This window comes from Streptomyces hebeiensis (assembly GCF_052983195.1).
This window is the reverse complement of sequence record NZ_CM129812.1, coordinates 1,358,131-1,371,859: the sequence shown is the minus strand read 5'-3', so window position 1 is coordinate 1,371,859 and position 13,729 is coordinate 1,358,131. Positions and strand designations below refer to the sequence as shown.

At 73.1% G+C, this 13,729-nt stretch carries 12 protein-coding genes; 6 read left to right on the top strand and 6 right to left on the bottom strand.

The features are described 5' to 3' along the window. The first annotated feature begins 51 nt into the window (after window positions 1–51). Complete coding sequence (locus ACU6P3_RS05910) at window positions 52–1,800, top strand: sensor histidine kinase (protein WP_447196206.1); 1,749 nt, start codon at window positions 52–54, stop codon at window positions 1,798–1,800. Between the two features lie 105 nt (window positions 1,801–1,905). Here the strand turns inward: ACU6P3_RS05910 and ACU6P3_RS05905 are convergent, their stop codons facing one another. Then, complete coding sequence (locus ACU6P3_RS05905) at window positions 1,906–2,334, bottom strand: cyclic nucleotide-binding domain-containing protein (protein ID WP_344270691.1); 429 nt, start codon at window positions 2,332–2,334, stop codon at window positions 1,906–1,908. A gap of 261 nt (window positions 2,335–2,595) precedes the next feature. Here ACU6P3_RS05905 and ACU6P3_RS05900 point away from each other — a divergent pair, with 261 nt between their 5' ends. Both ACU6P3_RS05900 and ACU6P3_RS05895 read left to right on the top strand, forming a co-directional pair. After that, window positions 2,596–3,357 carry an HAD family hydrolase gene (locus ACU6P3_RS05900; RefSeq protein WP_447196205.1) on the top strand — a complete coding sequence of 254 codons (762 nt, stop codon included), beginning with the start codon at window positions 2,596–2,598 and terminating at the stop codon, window positions 3,355–3,357. 1 nt (window position 3,358) lies between these two features. Continuing rightward, window positions 3,359–5,758, top strand: a complete 2,400-nt coding sequence (locus ACU6P3_RS05895; protein WP_447196204.1) for a glycoside hydrolase family 65 protein — start codon at window positions 3,359–3,361, stop codon at window positions 5,756–5,758. Between the two features lie 23 nt (window positions 5,759–5,781). Here the strand turns inward: ACU6P3_RS05895 and ACU6P3_RS05890 are convergent, their stop codons facing one another. Together ACU6P3_RS05890 and ACU6P3_RS05885 are read right to left on the bottom strand one after the other, a co-directional pair. Beyond that, window positions 5,782–7,233 (bottom strand): HAMP domain-containing sensor histidine kinase, encoded by a 1,452-nt coding sequence (locus tag ACU6P3_RS05890; RefSeq protein WP_447196203.1) that lies wholly within the window; start codon window positions 7,231–7,233, stop codon window positions 5,782–5,784. Beyond that, window positions 7,230–7,964, bottom strand: coding sequence for a response regulator transcription factor (locus ACU6P3_RS05885; RefSeq protein WP_447196202.1), 735 nt, complete (start codon window positions 7,962–7,964; stop codon window positions 7,230–7,232). Before ACU6P3_RS05885 ends, ACU6P3_RS05890 begins: the two co-directional genes overlap by 4 nt. 158 nt (window positions 7,965–8,122) lie before the next feature. Between ACU6P3_RS05885 and ACU6P3_RS05880 the strand changes: the two genes are divergently transcribed. Genes ACU6P3_RS05880 through ACU6P3_RS05870 form a run of 3 tightly spaced genes read left to right on the top strand, consistent with a single transcriptional unit; the run spans window position 8,123 to window position 10,712 of the window. Then, window positions 8,123–9,484: a ferredoxin reductase family protein gene (locus ACU6P3_RS05880; protein ID WP_447196201.1), complete on the top strand. Its 1,362-nt coding sequence runs from the start codon at window positions 8,123–8,125 to the stop codon at window positions 9,482–9,484. 12 nt (window positions 9,485–9,496) lie between these two features. Further along, complete coding sequence (locus ACU6P3_RS05875; protein ID WP_447196200.1) at window positions 9,497–9,931, top strand: FMN-binding protein; 435 nt, start codon at window positions 9,497–9,499, stop codon at window positions 9,929–9,931. Window positions 9,932–9,977: 46 nt separating this feature from the next. After that, complete coding sequence (locus ACU6P3_RS05870; protein ID WP_447197778.1) at window positions 9,978–10,712, top strand: FAD:protein FMN transferase; 735 nt, start codon at window positions 9,978–9,980, stop codon at window positions 10,710–10,712. A 41-nt stretch (window positions 10,713–10,753) separates the two neighbouring features. Here ACU6P3_RS05870 and ACU6P3_RS05865 read toward each other — a convergent pair whose 3' ends face one another. The 3 genes from ACU6P3_RS05865 to ACU6P3_RS05855 form a co-directional block, all read right to left on the bottom strand. Further along, window positions 10,754–11,440 carry a CBS domain-containing protein gene (locus ACU6P3_RS05865; RefSeq protein WP_447196199.1) on the bottom strand — a complete coding sequence of 229 codons (687 nt, stop codon included), beginning with the start codon at window positions 11,438–11,440 and terminating at the stop codon, window positions 10,754–10,756. A gap of 35 nt (window positions 11,441–11,475) precedes the next feature. Next, window positions 11,476–12,180 (bottom strand): helix-turn-helix domain-containing protein, encoded by a 705-nt coding sequence (locus ACU6P3_RS05860; RefSeq protein ID WP_447196198.1) that lies wholly within the window; start codon window positions 12,178–12,180, stop codon window positions 11,476–11,478. Between the two features lie 160 nt (window positions 12,181–12,340). Continuing rightward, a complete protein-coding gene (locus ACU6P3_RS05855; protein ID WP_447196197.1) occupies window positions 12,341–13,708 on the bottom strand; it encodes a chloride channel protein in 1,368 nt (455 codons plus the stop codon). Window positions 13,709–13,729 lie beyond the last annotated feature (21 nt).

Here is a 13,729-nt window from a genome sequence, read left to right as displayed (position 1 = left end):
GATACGGCGGGGCCGAACGCCAGGCCCGGGCTCGTCCCGGTGGAGGAACCGGTGGCCGAGGACAGGAAGAACCGTCGCCAGGACGTCGCGCGTCGCCCGTCCGTGCTGTCGGACGAGTTGCGGTGCCATCTGGACGTCGTGGCGCGCGACGCCCCGGAGTCGGCCCGGCAATTGCTCGAATCCGTTCTCGTGATCGGGCGGGACCTGGATCTGTCCCACGTGCCGCGGCGGATCGTGGACGCCGCCGTGCGGCTGGTGGACGCGGAGTTCGGGGTACTCGGCATCCTCGGCGAGGACGGCGGGCTCGCTCGCGTCCTGCGCAGCGGTACGTTGCGGACGGATGCCGTGGCACGCCTCCCGGACGGCCTCGCAACCCCGGGCGGACCGGTCCGCCCTGCCGAGCCGTTGCGGCCGACCGGGCCGGACGAGCCGGCCGCCCGGTCGGCTCGTCCGGCCGGTCACCCGGCCTCGTGCCGCCTTCAGCCCGAGCGCACGCCCGAGCACTCCTTCCTCGAAGTGCCGATCACGGTGCGCGGCACGGCGTTCGGCACTCTCCGTCTCACCGGGAAGCGGGGTGGGAAGGACTTCGACGAGCAGGACGAGACAGTCCTGTCCGCCCTCGCGGCGGCGGCCGGTACGGCGATCGAGCACGCGCGGCTGTATCAGGAGGCGCGGGACGGCCGGCGCTGGCGGGAGGCCGACGCGGAGATCGTCGCCCTGTTGCTCTCGGGCGCCGACGGTACGTCGGTGCTGCGCCGGATCGTCGACAGCGCGCGGGAGATCCTCTCCGCGGATCTGGGCGCACTGGCGTTCCCCCAGGAGTGCGGCACCCTCCGGGTCGCCCTGGCGACCGGAGTGGACGCCGAGCGCCACCAGGGGCTGGTGATCCCCCGGGACGGTTCGTTCGCCGGAGCGGCCCTCCGCGTCGGCGAACCGCTCATCAGCCTGGATGTCGAGCATGATCCGAGGATCACCGTCGGTCCTCCGCGGTGGGCCGGGCTGGGGCCGGCCGTCGCGATGCCGATGACGGCCGAGAACGAGGTACGAGGCGTCCTGTTGCTGGCCCGGGCCCACGGTGGGGATCCGTTCACCGAGGCCGAGACGGCGCCACTGCTGTCGTTCGCCGGGCACGTGGCGCTCGCCCTGGAGCTCGGCGAGCGCAGACGCACCACGGAGAAGCTCACCCTCCTGGAAGACCACGAGCGCATCGCCCGCGATCTCCACGACCTTGCCATCCAGCGACTGTTCGCCACGGGGATGACCCTGCAGAGCATCGTGAGGTTCACCGAACACCCCGCCGCACGCGAACGGCTGCTGCGCGCGGTGGACGATCTGGACGAGACGATCAAGATCATCCGGTCGGCGATCTTCGGTCTGCGCACCCTCCGGACGAGCCGGACGGACCGGGGCCTGCGTGCCCGGGCCACCGTGGCGGTCGAACAGGCGGCGAGCCCGCTCGGCTTCATCCCGGCCCTGCGTATGGAGGGGTTGATCGACACGGACGTACCGCCGGATGTCGCGGAAAACGTCCTGGCCGTGCTCCAGGAGGCTCTGAGCAACGTGGCCCGGCACGCCCGGGCGTCGGCCGCGCGGGTGTCCCTCACGGACCGTTCCGGCCGGCTCACGCTGACCGTCTCGGACAACGGGACCGGGATACCGCCCGACAGCCGCCGGAGCGGACTGGACAACCTCGCGCGGCGGGCGGAGAGCCTCGGCGGCACCCTGACCACCGAGGTGCCCGAGGGCGGAGGGACCCGTGTCGTGTGGACGGTGCCGTTGCACCGCGGCGGCCGAAGGTGAGGGAAGCGGGGGCGGGGACGGCACGGGGACGTGGGTGTGCCGGACGACGGTGACCCCCTTCCGGCGGGCGAGCCCGGGACGGGCGCAGCCGCTCCGCCGGTGGGCTCACAGGTCGAGCAGGCGCATCCGGCTCAGGAGCAGTCGACGCGTCACCACGTCCCCGACGCACCGGTACATCGCACGCCCGAACACGGGGTCGGCCTCGGTGAGCGCGCGGACGACGGTCGCGTCGTACTCCTCTGCCTCGACCCGACGGACGGCCTCCGCACCCAGGTGCCAGGTGTAAGGAGGGAAGAGCCAGGACCAGCCCAGAAGCGCCCCGGGGCCCAGGAAGTCGACCACGGTCGTCCGCCGTCCGGGGACGCGCGCGTGCAGCGCGACCTGTCCGGAGCGCACAATCCAGAAGTGGTCCGCCCACGCGCCCTCCTCGAAGATGCCGGCACCGGCCGGGAACGTGACCTCCCGGGCGATTTCCCGCAGCCGCTCGCGGCCGTCAGGGGGCATCTCGTCGAACAGGTTCCGCGTCAGGGTCATCCTCGTGCACCTCGTCCGGTACGCCGCCCCGGCCCTCTCTCCCAGCTTCGAACGTCCAGGCGTGCCACCGCGTGGGCCGACCGGCCCCGGCCCCGTGACCGGAGGTCCCGGCCGGGCGCCCCGTACGGCACCGGTACGCGGGTCGGGTCGCCTGCGGAGGATACGCGCGGGTCTCACCGGGCTCGGAGAGGTGCACGGCGCGCAGTCGGCAGCCCACTGTGATGCCATGGGGAAGCGAACCCCTCACGGGAGGGAGCGGCCATGACCACCACGTCGCCCCTGGCGCCGTGCCTGCGTACCGTGCGGGCCGTGGTGTTCGACACCGACGGGGTCGTCATCGATTCGGCCGGTCTGCACGCGGAGGCGTGGAGGGGAGCCTTCGACGCGTGTCTGGCGGCCGCGGGGCAGGACCGTGGATTCGACCCGCTCGCCGACTACCGTCGCCACGTCGACGGCAAAGCGCGCCTGGACGGCGCCGCGTCGTTCCTGGCCGCCCGCGGCCTGTCCCTTCCCCCGGGCGAACCCGACGACGCGCCGGGCACGACGACCGTGGCGGCCGTCGCCGCGCGGAAGGAGGAGCTGTTCACCGAGGCCCTGCGCGCACACGGTGCCGACGCCTGGCCCGGGACCGTGCGGCTGCTGCGCGCACTCCGGCGCGAGCGCGTGCCACGGGCCGCGGTGTCCGCCTCCCGCCATGCCAGGGGACTGCTGGCGAACGCAGGTGTACTGGATCTCTTCGACGCCGTCGTGGACGGCGAGGAGGCACGTCGGCTGCGGCTGCCGGGGAAGCCCGACCCGGCGCTCTTCACGGAGGCGGCCAGGCGGCTGGGCGTCCCGGTTGGGGACACGGCCGTCCTGGAGGACGCGTGGGCCGGTGCCGAAGCGGGGCGGCGGGGCGGCTTCGGGCTGGTGATCGGTGTGGACCGCACGGCCGACGGGAGCGGCGCGCCCGGCCTGCTCCGGCACGGCGCCGATCTGGTGGTCGCCGACCCGGGCGAGTTGCTCGGTTCGGGGAGCGAGTGAGATGACGGCCTGGAGCTGGACGTACGAAGGCTACGACCCGGAGTCGGAGCGGTTGCGGGAAGCCCTGTGCACGCTGGGCAACGGCTACTTCGCCACCCGTGGTGCCGCCTCCGAGGCGCCCCCCGGGCCGGCGCACTACCCGGGCACCTACGCGGCCGGCTGTTACAACCGGCTGGTGTCCGCCGTGGCCGGGCGGCAGGTCGAGAACGAGGACCTCGTCAACCTGCCCAACTGGCTGCCCCTGCGCTACCGCATGCGCCCCGAGGACGGGGAGCCGGGTCCGTGGCTGTCCCCGGACGGTCCCCAGCTCGTCCGGCACCGGCAGACACTGGACCTGCGAGGCGGGACGCTCACCCGCCGCTCCGTGTACGAGGACGCCGCCGGCCGGGGCCTCGGTGTCGCGCAGGTCCGGCTCGTCCACATGGGTGATCCTCATCTGGCCGCGCAGCGCACCACGTTCACCACGACGGGATGGGCAGGGGAAGTGGAGGTGGAGTCCGGGCTCGACGGGGACGTGCGCAACGCCGGCGTCGAGCGCTACCGCGATCTCGCGAGCCGGCATCTGTGCCGTCACCGCACCGGCGCCGAGAGTGAGGACACGGTGTGGCTGCGCTGCCGCACCGTGCGCTCCGGCATCCGGATCGCCCTGGCGGCGCGCACGCGCCTGGACCGTCACCCGCGGGCCGTCGTCCGCACCCGGCTCACCGCCCGGCAGGCCGTCCAGACCCTCAGGTTTCCCCTCGGCCGAGGGGAAACCGTGTCCGTCGACAAGACGGTCGCGCTGTACACGTCCCGCGATCCGGTACCCACCGGCCCCCGGGACGCGGCGGTCGGCGGCGTCGGCCGTGCGCCGGGCTTCCCGGAACTGCTGGCGTCACACCACCGTGCCTGGGACCACCTGTGGCGTCAGGCCGAACTCGACGTGCCGGGCGAGGCGGGCCGGATCCTGCGGCTCCACCTCTTCCACGTCCTGCAGACCCTGTCCCCGCACACCGCCGGCCTGGACGTCGGGGTGCCCGCCAGGGGGCTGCACGGTGAGGCGTACCGGGGACACGTCTTCTGGGACGAACTGTTCGTCCTGCCCTTCTTGAACCTGCACTTCCCGGAGATCTCCCGGGGACTGCTCGCCTACCGCCACCGGCGGCTGCCGGCCGCCTGCCAGGCCGCCCGGGAGACCGGCCGGAGCGGTGCTCTGTACCCGTGGCAGAGCGGCAGCGGGGGGAGGGAGGAGACGCAACGACTCCACCTCAACCCGCTCTCCGGCCGTTGGCTGCCCGACCACTCCCGGTTGCAGCAGCATGTCGGCTCGGCGGTCGCCTACAACGTCTGGCGGTACTGCGAGGCCACCGCCGACACGGCGTTCCTGCACGCCGAGGGCGCGGAGATGCTCCTGCTGATCGCCCGGTTCTGGTCGGGGCGCGCGGTCTGGGACCCCGGCCTGGCCCGCTACCGCATCCGAGGGGTCGTCGGACCGGACGAGTACCACGACGCCTATCCCGGAGCCCGTGAACCGGGTCTGGACGACAACACCTACACGAACGTCACCGCCGCGTGGGTACTGAGCAGGGCTCTCGACCTGTACCGCTCGCTGCCCCGCGACCGGATCGGCAGGCTCTTGGAACGGCTGGGGATCGACACCGGTGAACCGGAACGCTGGGACGACGTCGCCCACCGCCTCCACGTGCCGTACCACTCCGGGGTCCTGAGCCAGTTCGCGGGATACGAGGACCTCGCCGAACTCGACTGGGAGGGCTATCGGAGGCGCTACGGTGACATCCGCCGACTGGACCGGATCCTCGAGGCCGAGGGGGACACCGTCAACGCCTACCGGGCCTCGAAGCAGGCCGACGTGCTGATGCTCGGCTACCTCTTCTCCCCCCTGGAGCTCGCGGGCCTCTTCCGACAACTCGGCCACCGGCTCGACGACGACCGCTGGCGGGCGACGGTCGACTACTACCTGCGCCGTACCAGCCACGGGTCGACGCTCAGTTCGCTGGTCCACGCCTGGGTACTGGTCCGTGCGCGGGGTCCCGACGCGTGGCGGTACGCCGAGGAGGCCCTGCTCGGGGACGTGGCCGACGTGCAGGGCGGCACCACCGCGGAGGGCATCCATCTCGGTGCCATGGCCGGGACCCTGGACCTCGTGCAACGAGGTCTGACCGGGTTGGAGGCCCGGGACGGCGCGTTGTGGCTCGATCCGGCGCCACTGCCCCAACTGTCGAAGTTCCGGCTCGGTGTGCGCTACCGGAACCACCGGAATGTGGACCTGCGGATCAGGGCCCAGCGGATCCGGGTCGCCGTACCCGCCTCGGACGAGCGGCCGGTGCGGATCGTACTCATGGGCCGGGAATCCCTCGTCGCCCCCGGAACCGTCCGTTGGCTCGATCTGCCCGGGCCGTGAACGGCGGGGGCGGCCCTGCCCGCTCACCCGTCGGCGTCGGGACCGTCCGGCCGTAGGACGGGAAAGTCCAGCGTGAATGCCGTGTGCCCGGAGCGGCTCGTCACCTCGGCCGTACCCCCGTGCGCCGTGACGACGGCGAGCACGATGGACAGTCCGAGCCCGGTGCCGCCCGAGCCGCGTGACCGGCTCCGGTCGGCCCGTACGAAACGGCCGAAGACCTCGGGCACGAGGTCCCCCGGAATGCCGGGACCGTCGTCCGCCACCGTCAGCCGGGCGGCCCCCCCGCCGGGCCGGAGGCGTACAACGACCCGCGTGCCGGCGGGGGTGTGCGTGCGGGCGTTGGCGAGGAGGTTTCCCACCACCTGGTGGAGACGGTGCTCGTCCCCGGCCACCGTCACGGACTCCTCCGGCAGATCGAGCAGCCACACATGGCCGGGCCCGGCCGCCCGCGCGTCGTCCGTCGCGTCGAGGACGAGGCGGGTCAGGTCGACCGGGTCGCGGCTCAGGGCGCGCCCGGCGTCGATCCGTGCGAGGAGCAGCAGATCGTCGACCAGTCCGCTCATGCGGACCGATTCCGACTGGATGCGGTCCAGCGCGCGGCGCACCTCCGCCGGCACGGGCCCCTGATGGCGGAGTGCCAGTTCGGCGTGGCCCCGCACATTCGCCACGGGTGTGCGCAGCTCGTGGCTGGCGTCCGCGGCGAAGTGGCGCAGACGTTCCTCGCTCGCCTGCCTGCGCTCCAGCGACCGGCCCACATGGCCGAGCATCCGGTTGAGCGCGGTACCGACCCGGCCGACCTCTGAACGCGGATCCGTGACCGGCACCGGGGCGGGCATGGCGACCTCACCGCCGGCGAGCGGCAGTTCGGCCACGCGCGCGGCGGTCGCGGTGACGCGGTGCAGCGGACGGAGCGAGAGGCGGACCCAGAGCACTCCCAGGACACCCGTGACGACCAGGGCCCCACCGAAGACGACGGCCTCCACCGCCGCCAGCCGGTGCACCGTCTGTTCGACGGGGCGCAGCGGGAGCCCGGTGACCAGCACGTCGCCGTCGTCCCCCGGGATCGCGGTGAGACGGTACGGGCCCAGCGCGGACAGCCGTACGGTGTGCCCGCTCGCGTTGTCGGGCAGACCGCCCAGCGCGCGGCGGTCGGCGGCGCTGAGCGTGACCGGGGTGTCGCCCCGGTCACGGACGACGGCGGTGCGCGTGGGTGTGCCGTCCAGGAGCCGGGCTCCGAAGGTGCCCTCCGACTGGCCCCGTGTATCCCCGTTGTCGGCGTCCTGCCGTCGCTCATGTTCCAGGCTCGCCGCGAACCGTCCCTCGGTGCTGACCAGCTGCTGATCCAGCCGCTCGATCAGGAATCCCCGCAGGGCCAGCGCCGTCACCAACGCGACCGTCAAGCAGGCGACGCCGAGCAGCAGCACCACGCCGGTCGTGATCTGGCCGCTCAGCGTGCGGGGCAGCCGCGGTTTCACGGGGTCGCCGGCTTGAGGACGTATCCCACGCCCCGCACGGTGTGGATCATGGCGGGCCGCCCCGCGTCGATCTTCTTGCGCAGGTAACTGATGTAGAGCTCCACGACATGCGCGCGGCCGCCGAAGTCGTACGACCAGACCCGGTCCAGGATCTGGGCCTTGGACAGCACCCGCCGCGGATTGCGCATGAGGAACCTCAGCAGTTCGAACTCCGTCCGGGACAGCTCGACGGGGTCGCCGCCCCGGAAGACCTCCCGGGCGCCCTCGTCCATCGTCAGGTCGCCGACCACCAGCCGGTCGCCGTCCGGCTCGCGGGCCATGCCCGCCCGGCGCAGCAGGCCGCGCAGCCGGGCCAGGACCTCTTCCAGACTGAACGGTTTCGTCACGTAGTCGTCGCCGCCCGCGGTGATCCCGGCGATGCGGTCCTCGACGGCGTCGCGGGCGGTGAGGAAGAGCACGCACACACTCCGCTGCTCGGTGCGCAGCTCCCGCAGCACGCGCGGTCCGTCCATGTCGGGGAGCATCCAGTCGAGCACGACAGCGTCGGGGCAAAAGCCCCGGGCCGTCGCGAGGGCGGCTCTGCCGTCGCCCGCCGTACGGACCTCGAAGCCCTCACTCGACAAGGCTCCGGCGAGTACCTCGGTGAGATCGGGCTCGTCGTCGACGACGAGTACGCGCACGGCGCCGCCGTCGTGGTCGAGCGGGCGGGGCGGGGTGGTGTGTGTGGCCATGGTCCCTCCAGCATCCCTCGTGGCGGGAGCGGACGGCTCTCGCGTTCCCTCTGAGGTTCCTCTGAGTCTCGTCCTGGCGGACATGGCGGAAGCGGCCTCAGAGGCTCCTCAGAGGTGGCGCTGGCACGCTGGGCGCCCCCACCGGAGGAAGAGGACACATGAGCACCGCAGCCCCCGCGCGCCACGGCGCACCTCCCGGTCCGCGTTCGTACGCGGCCCGCTCATTCGTCCCCCCGCTCGCCCAGGCGCTGATCTGGGCGGGTGCCGCGGGCGTTCTCGGTCTGTGGTGGCACGACACGGCCTCGGTCGTCGGGGCCGGGGACTTGCTGACCGGCGCGGGCCGGATCACCGGACTGCTGGCCGGATACGGCTGTGCCGTACTGGTGGCGCTGATGGCGCGCCTGCCGCTGCTGGACCACACCGTCGGGACCGACCGGCTGGCCCGCTGGCACGCCGCGGGCGGCCGGTACACGATCTGTCTGGTGCTGGCCCACGTGCTGCTGACCATCTGGGGGTACGCGCTCGCCTCGCACACCCCGGTGGTGGACCAGACCGGCACGCTCGTCCTGCGGTACCCGGACATGCTCAAGGCCACCGCGGCTTCTCTCCTGCTGGCCGGTACGGGGATCGTCTCGGCCCGGGCGGCGCGCCGCAGGCTGCGCTACGAAACCTGGCACTACCTGCACTTCGCGACCTATCTCGCCGTCTTCCTCGCTTTCGGACACCAGCTGTCGAACGGTGCCGACTTCGTTTCCGAGCCCTTGGCCCGGACGGCGTGGTACGCCCTGTACCTGGGCGTCGCCGGTCTGGTCGGCTGGTACCGATTCCTCGTCCCCGTCCGCGGGGCCCTGAGGCACCGCCTGCGGGTCGCGGGTATCCGCCACGAGGGACCCGGTGTGGTCTCCGTCCATCTCGCCGGGGAGCGGCTCGACGAGCTCGGCGCCCGGCCGGGGCAGTTCTTCCGCTGGCGTTTCCTCGCGCCGGGCCTGTGGTGGACGGCGAACCCGTATTCCCTGTCCGCGCCGGCGCTGCCGAACCTGCTGCGGATCACCGTGAAGGAGGCGGGCGGGCACAGCGCGGCCCTGGCTCGGCTACGGCCCGGTACGCGCGTGTGGGCGGAGGGGCCGTACGGCGCCTTCACGGCGCCCACGAACGGCCCGCGCAAGGTGCTGCTCCTCGCGGGGGGCGCAGGTATCACGCCGCTGCGGGCGCTCTTCGAGACGCTGCCCGGCCAGGTCACCTTGGTCTACCGCGCCCGGCGGCCCGAGGACCTGGCGCTGCGCGCCGAAATCGACGCGATCGCGGCCGACCGCGGAGCCACCGTCCACTACGTCGTCAGCGAACCCGCCGCCTACTCCTCGCCCCTGACCCCACGCGCGTTGCGCGGGCTCGTGCCCGACCTCGCCGCTCACGAGGTCTACCTCTGCGGCCCGCCCGGTATGGCCGATGCCGCCAAGCGAGCCCTGCGGGGCGCCGGGGTCCCGAGCCGCCGTATCCACCACGAGTCGTTCGAGTTCTGAGGAGCCCACCCCGTGCGCCGAGCCGTTCTCACCACCACAGCGACCAGCGCCCTGATCGTCCTGCTGCTCGCGTTCAAACCCCACCACTCCGGCCCGGTCGGCGCCGCGCCCCGGCCCGTTCCGGCCACGCCTCCGCCGGTCGGCGGCACCGCCCCGTCCGGCGGTTCCACGGGCGGCACGTACACCGGGGACACCATCGGGACGCCGTACGGCCCGGTGCAGGTCGAGGCCACCGTCCGGGCCGGCCGACTGACCGGCGTCCGAGTGCTTCAGGTGCCGTCCGGGAGCGGGCGCGACCAACAGATCGCCGCCACGGCCGTGCCGGCGTTGACCCGGGAGGCGCTCAGCGCCGGCAACGCGCACATCGACGCCGTCTCGGGGGCCAGCTACACGAGCCAGGGCTACATCCGGTCCCTCCAGAGCGCGCTGGACCGGGCCGGTGCCTGAACTCGGTGCGCGGCCCGGAGCCGCTCTGCGACACGTCGAACACGTCATGGGCACGGTGTTCTCCTTCGACATCCGTGACAGGCCCACCGGCGCGGTGGTGGTGGCCCTGCGCGAGGCCGTGGCATGGCTGCACCACGTCGACGAGGTGTATTCCACCTACCGGCCCGCGAGCGTCATCAGCCGCCTCGCGCGGGGGGAGATCGGAACCGGCCAGTGTCCGGCCGAGGTCCGTTCGGTCCTGTCGCTGTGCGATCGGGCGGAGCGGGACACCGGCGGCTGGTTCAGCCACACGGCCGGGGGCGTCCTCGACCCCTCGGGCCTGGTCAAGGGATGGGCCGTCGAGCGTGCCTCGCACATTCTGTACGACGCCGGTGCCCACAACACCTGCGTCAACGGCGGGGGCGACATCCAGCTGCGCGGGGAGGCGGCCCCGGGCGTGCCCTGGCGCCTCGGTATCGCCGATCCGCTGGGTGCCGCCGCGCTGCGCGCGGTCGTCGCCGGTCGGGATCTGGCCGTCGCCACCTCGGGCGTCGCCGAACGGGGCGCACACGTCCTCGACCCCCGCACCGGCTCACCGGCCGTCGCCCTCGCCTCGGTCACGGTCACCGGTCGGTGGCTGACGACAGCCGACGCGTACGCCACCGCGGCCTTCGCCATGGGCCCGGCCGCGAGGAACTGGCTGGAGACCCTCGAGGGCCATGAGGGAATGGGCGTGCTGCCTGACGGCCGGTCCTGGTGGACGCGGGGCTTTCCCGGCGTCGTTCCGACGGGACCGGACTGAACTCGCACGCCCGTACCGCGAGCGTGAGGCGCCCCTGCGGCTCAGAGCCGAGGTCCCGCGGCGGGCCGGTCCGCCTTCCGGGCGAGCGGTCCGATCAGCTCGCACTCGACGTCCACGACCCCCTCGACGGCCCGTGTCAGCCGTGCCACCACCGGAACGAGCGCCGTGTCCGGAATTCCGCCGCGAAGGGTGACCACTCCGTCCGTCACCGTCACGGTGATCCCCGCGCGGGAAACCGGGAACAGGCGGCCGACGACGTCATCGCGGACCTCCTCCGCGATGTCCTCGTCCGTGCGCAGGAAGACCTTCAGCAGGTCGGACCGGCTGACGATCCCCTCCAGTCGGCCCGCGCCGTCGACCACGGGCAGCCGCTTCACCGCCCCGCGCGCCAAGGTCCGCGCGGCCTGGGCGAGCGTCGCGTCGGTCCGCACGGTCAGGGCGGGGGCGCTCATGAGCTGCTCGGCCGTCACCGAACCCGCCTTGCGCAGGTCGTCGAGACGGTTCATCTGTTCACGGCGGCTCGGATCCGCGTCCCGGTACTCCTCCTTGGGCAGCAGATCCGCCTCCGAGACCACGCCGACCACGCGCCCGTCTCCCTCCAGCACCGGCAGGGCGCTCACCCTCCAGCCGTCCATCGTCTCGACGATTTCCTTGAACCCGGCCTGCCGGTCGACGGCCACGACACGGTGCGTCATCACATCACTCACACGATGCGGGCTGCGGGACATGGTGCCTCCTGCGTCGAGGCCGCCGACGAGGGCCGTCAGGGCTGCCGGTCGCCCTGCGGCGCCACGTCGATGCGGCGCCCGGTGATGTAGTCGGGAAAGATCTCGAACCAGAGATGCCGTTCACCACCCGCCCAGGGTTCGGTGAACGCCTGCTCGTCAAACCCCCGTGCGGCCGCGTCCCCCGTCACCGCGTGAGCCATACCGACGACGTTGACACTCCATCCTCGGCTCAGCGCTTCGTCGAAGTGATCGACCTCGAAGGCGACCTTCTGCCCGGCGGCAGCGGCAGCCGCCGTGCGCGGCGCCGTCCGGTACGCGATCCCTCCGCCGATGACGACGTAATTGACGGGAATGACAGCGGGCCCGCGGTGTGTGGAGACGGCCACGCGTCCGACGCCGTGGGTGGACAGCAGCGCACGGCACTCATGGGGCTTCAACACCACCAGTTCCGCACGGGGCGACGCCTCTCCCAGCCCAGGCGGAAGATCCATGCCGCCGCCGGCCAGTTCGGGCACGGTGGTCTCCAGCGCGTCGGCCAGTCTGAGCAGGAACCCGACTCCCGGTACCGCCTGCTGATCCTCCATGTAGGTGATGTATCCGGGAGCCGACCCGGCCCGCCGCGCGACCTCTTCGACGGAGAGTCCCAGCTCGGCGCGGCGGGCACTGACGCGCCGCCCGAGATCGCTGCCTCCGTGGGAGGCCACGCCCCCGCCACGGTCACTGTGTGTGTGGTTGTGCATGGTGCATCCCGTTCTCCGACCTGGACACGCTCCGCCGCGCCACGTCCGCGGCTCTTCGGGTCACCTTCCATGCAAACACCGCCGATACGGCACCCCTAGGGCTGAACGGCCCAGGCCGGGGTCCCGACAGGCCCTGCCGGTCCGCCCGCTTCCGGCGGGGTCAGCCGACCGGCGGAGAACCACGTGCGGGAGCGGCGTCGGCGGGCGGCTCCGCGGAGGTGCCCCGCGATCGCCGTCGGGAGCGGAGGAGTTCCCCCACGACGAAGGCCACGACGGAGGCGACGATGACGAGCGGCATCTGCCCCGGTGCGTCCGGCCCCAGCAACAGTGTCGCCAGGATCGACGCGGTGACGGGGAGCCGGGTGACCGCCGCGCCGGCGGCGGCCAGCCCCACCGCCAGCCCCGACGTCACCCCGAAACCGGGCAGATCCGCACAGATCGTCGTCAGCGCCGAGCCGAGCGTCAGCGCCGGGAAGACGGCTCCGCCGCGGAGGGCTCCGAGCGAGACCGTCCAGGCGAGGCCCTTGAACAGCAGGAGCCAGGCCAGTACCGGAACGGGCCAGGCCCCGGGGCGGGCAGCCAGGTCCGCGAGCGCCGCCTGGCCCGAGAGCGCCGCCTCCTCCGGCGAACGGCCGGTGCACAGGGCGTAGGCCGCCAGGAGTACTCCCACGGCGAGCGCGCACAGTACGGTCCGCGGGGCCGGGCGTCGCAGTGTCCAGGCGGCCGTCCCGCGACCGCCCCGGGTCGCCGCCACCACCCCGCAGGCGATGGCCGCGGAGAGGAGCACTCCCCACAGGAAGTCACCCGCTCCCAGCGTCCCGGCCGGTGGCACCGAGGGGAGGGCCAGCGTCCCGGTGTCGAGACCGGACCAGTCGCGGAAGCCGGTGACGACGAGGGCCCCGATCCCGCTCGCCAGCAGGCAGGGCAGGACGAGTGCGATGAGCCGCGGCCCGCCGAGCCCGGCGGCCTCGAGGATCAGCACCACCGCGATCAGCGGATTACCGAAGACCGTGGAGATCGCGGCGGCTCCTCCGGTCGCGCTCACCACGGCGTCCAGGCCCGGGGCACTGTCCCGTCGCCGGGCTCGGGCGGCCAGCAGGGCCAGCCCGCCACCGATCGCCAGCAACGGGGCCTCGGGCCCGAGCACCGCTCCGAAGGACAGGCTCACCAGTCCGGCCAGTACCACCCCTGGCAGGGCCGCCGCGGAAGCGGGTTCACCGACGGTGCCGTGGGCGGGGACGTGCCCGCCACGCCCCGGGAGCCGGGCGACGACACCGGCCACCACCGAACCGGCAACGGCCAGCAGGGGAAGCGGCCACCACCACGGCGTCCGGGACCATCCCCAGTGACGCGGCAGATCGGTCCAGAGCCAGTGCTGTACGGCGTGCTCCAGGGCGAGGAAACCGAAGGCGACCAGGGAGACCGGCACGCCGAGCAGGGCGGCGAGGAGCAGCAGTTTCCCGTATCCCGGGTCACGGAGCACCTGGTGCAGTGCCCGTTCCCCGCCCGGTTCCTCCGCCTGACTCATCGGCTCCTCGTCTCGTCCGTC

Coding starts and splice junctions, on each gene's coding strand:
- ACU6P3_RS05860 (WP_447196198.1), bottom strand. CDS start 12,180: ATGCACAACCACACACACAGTGACCGTGGCGGGGGCGTGGCCTCCCAC.
- ACU6P3_RS05865 (WP_447196199.1), bottom strand. CDS start 11,440: ATGTCCCGCAGCCCGCATCGTGTGAGTGATGTGATGACGCACCGTGTC.
- ACU6P3_RS05855 (WP_447196197.1), bottom strand. CDS start 13,708: ATGAGTCAGGCGGAGGAACCGGGCGGGGAACGGGCACTGCACCAGGTG.
- ACU6P3_RS05900 (WP_447196205.1), top strand. CDS start 2,596: ATGACCACCACGTCGCCCCTGGCGCCGTGCCTGCGTACCGTGCGGGCC.
- ACU6P3_RS05880 (WP_447196201.1), top strand. CDS start 8,123: ATGAGCACCGCAGCCCCCGCGCGCCACGGCGCACCTCCCGGTCCGCGT.
- ACU6P3_RS05870 (WP_447197778.1), top strand. CDS start 9,978: ATGGGCACGGTGTTCTCCTTCGACATCCGTGACAGGCCCACCGGCGCG.
- ACU6P3_RS05895 (WP_447196204.1), top strand. CDS start 3,359: ATGACGGCCTGGAGCTGGACGTACGAAGGCTACGACCCGGAGTCGGAG.
- ACU6P3_RS05905 (WP_344270691.1), bottom strand. CDS start 2,334: ATGACCCTGACGCGGAACCTGTTCGACGAGATGCCCCCTGACGGCCGC.
- ACU6P3_RS05885 (WP_447196202.1), bottom strand. CDS start 7,964: ATGGCCACACACACCACCCCGCCCCGCCCGCTCGACCACGACGGCGGC.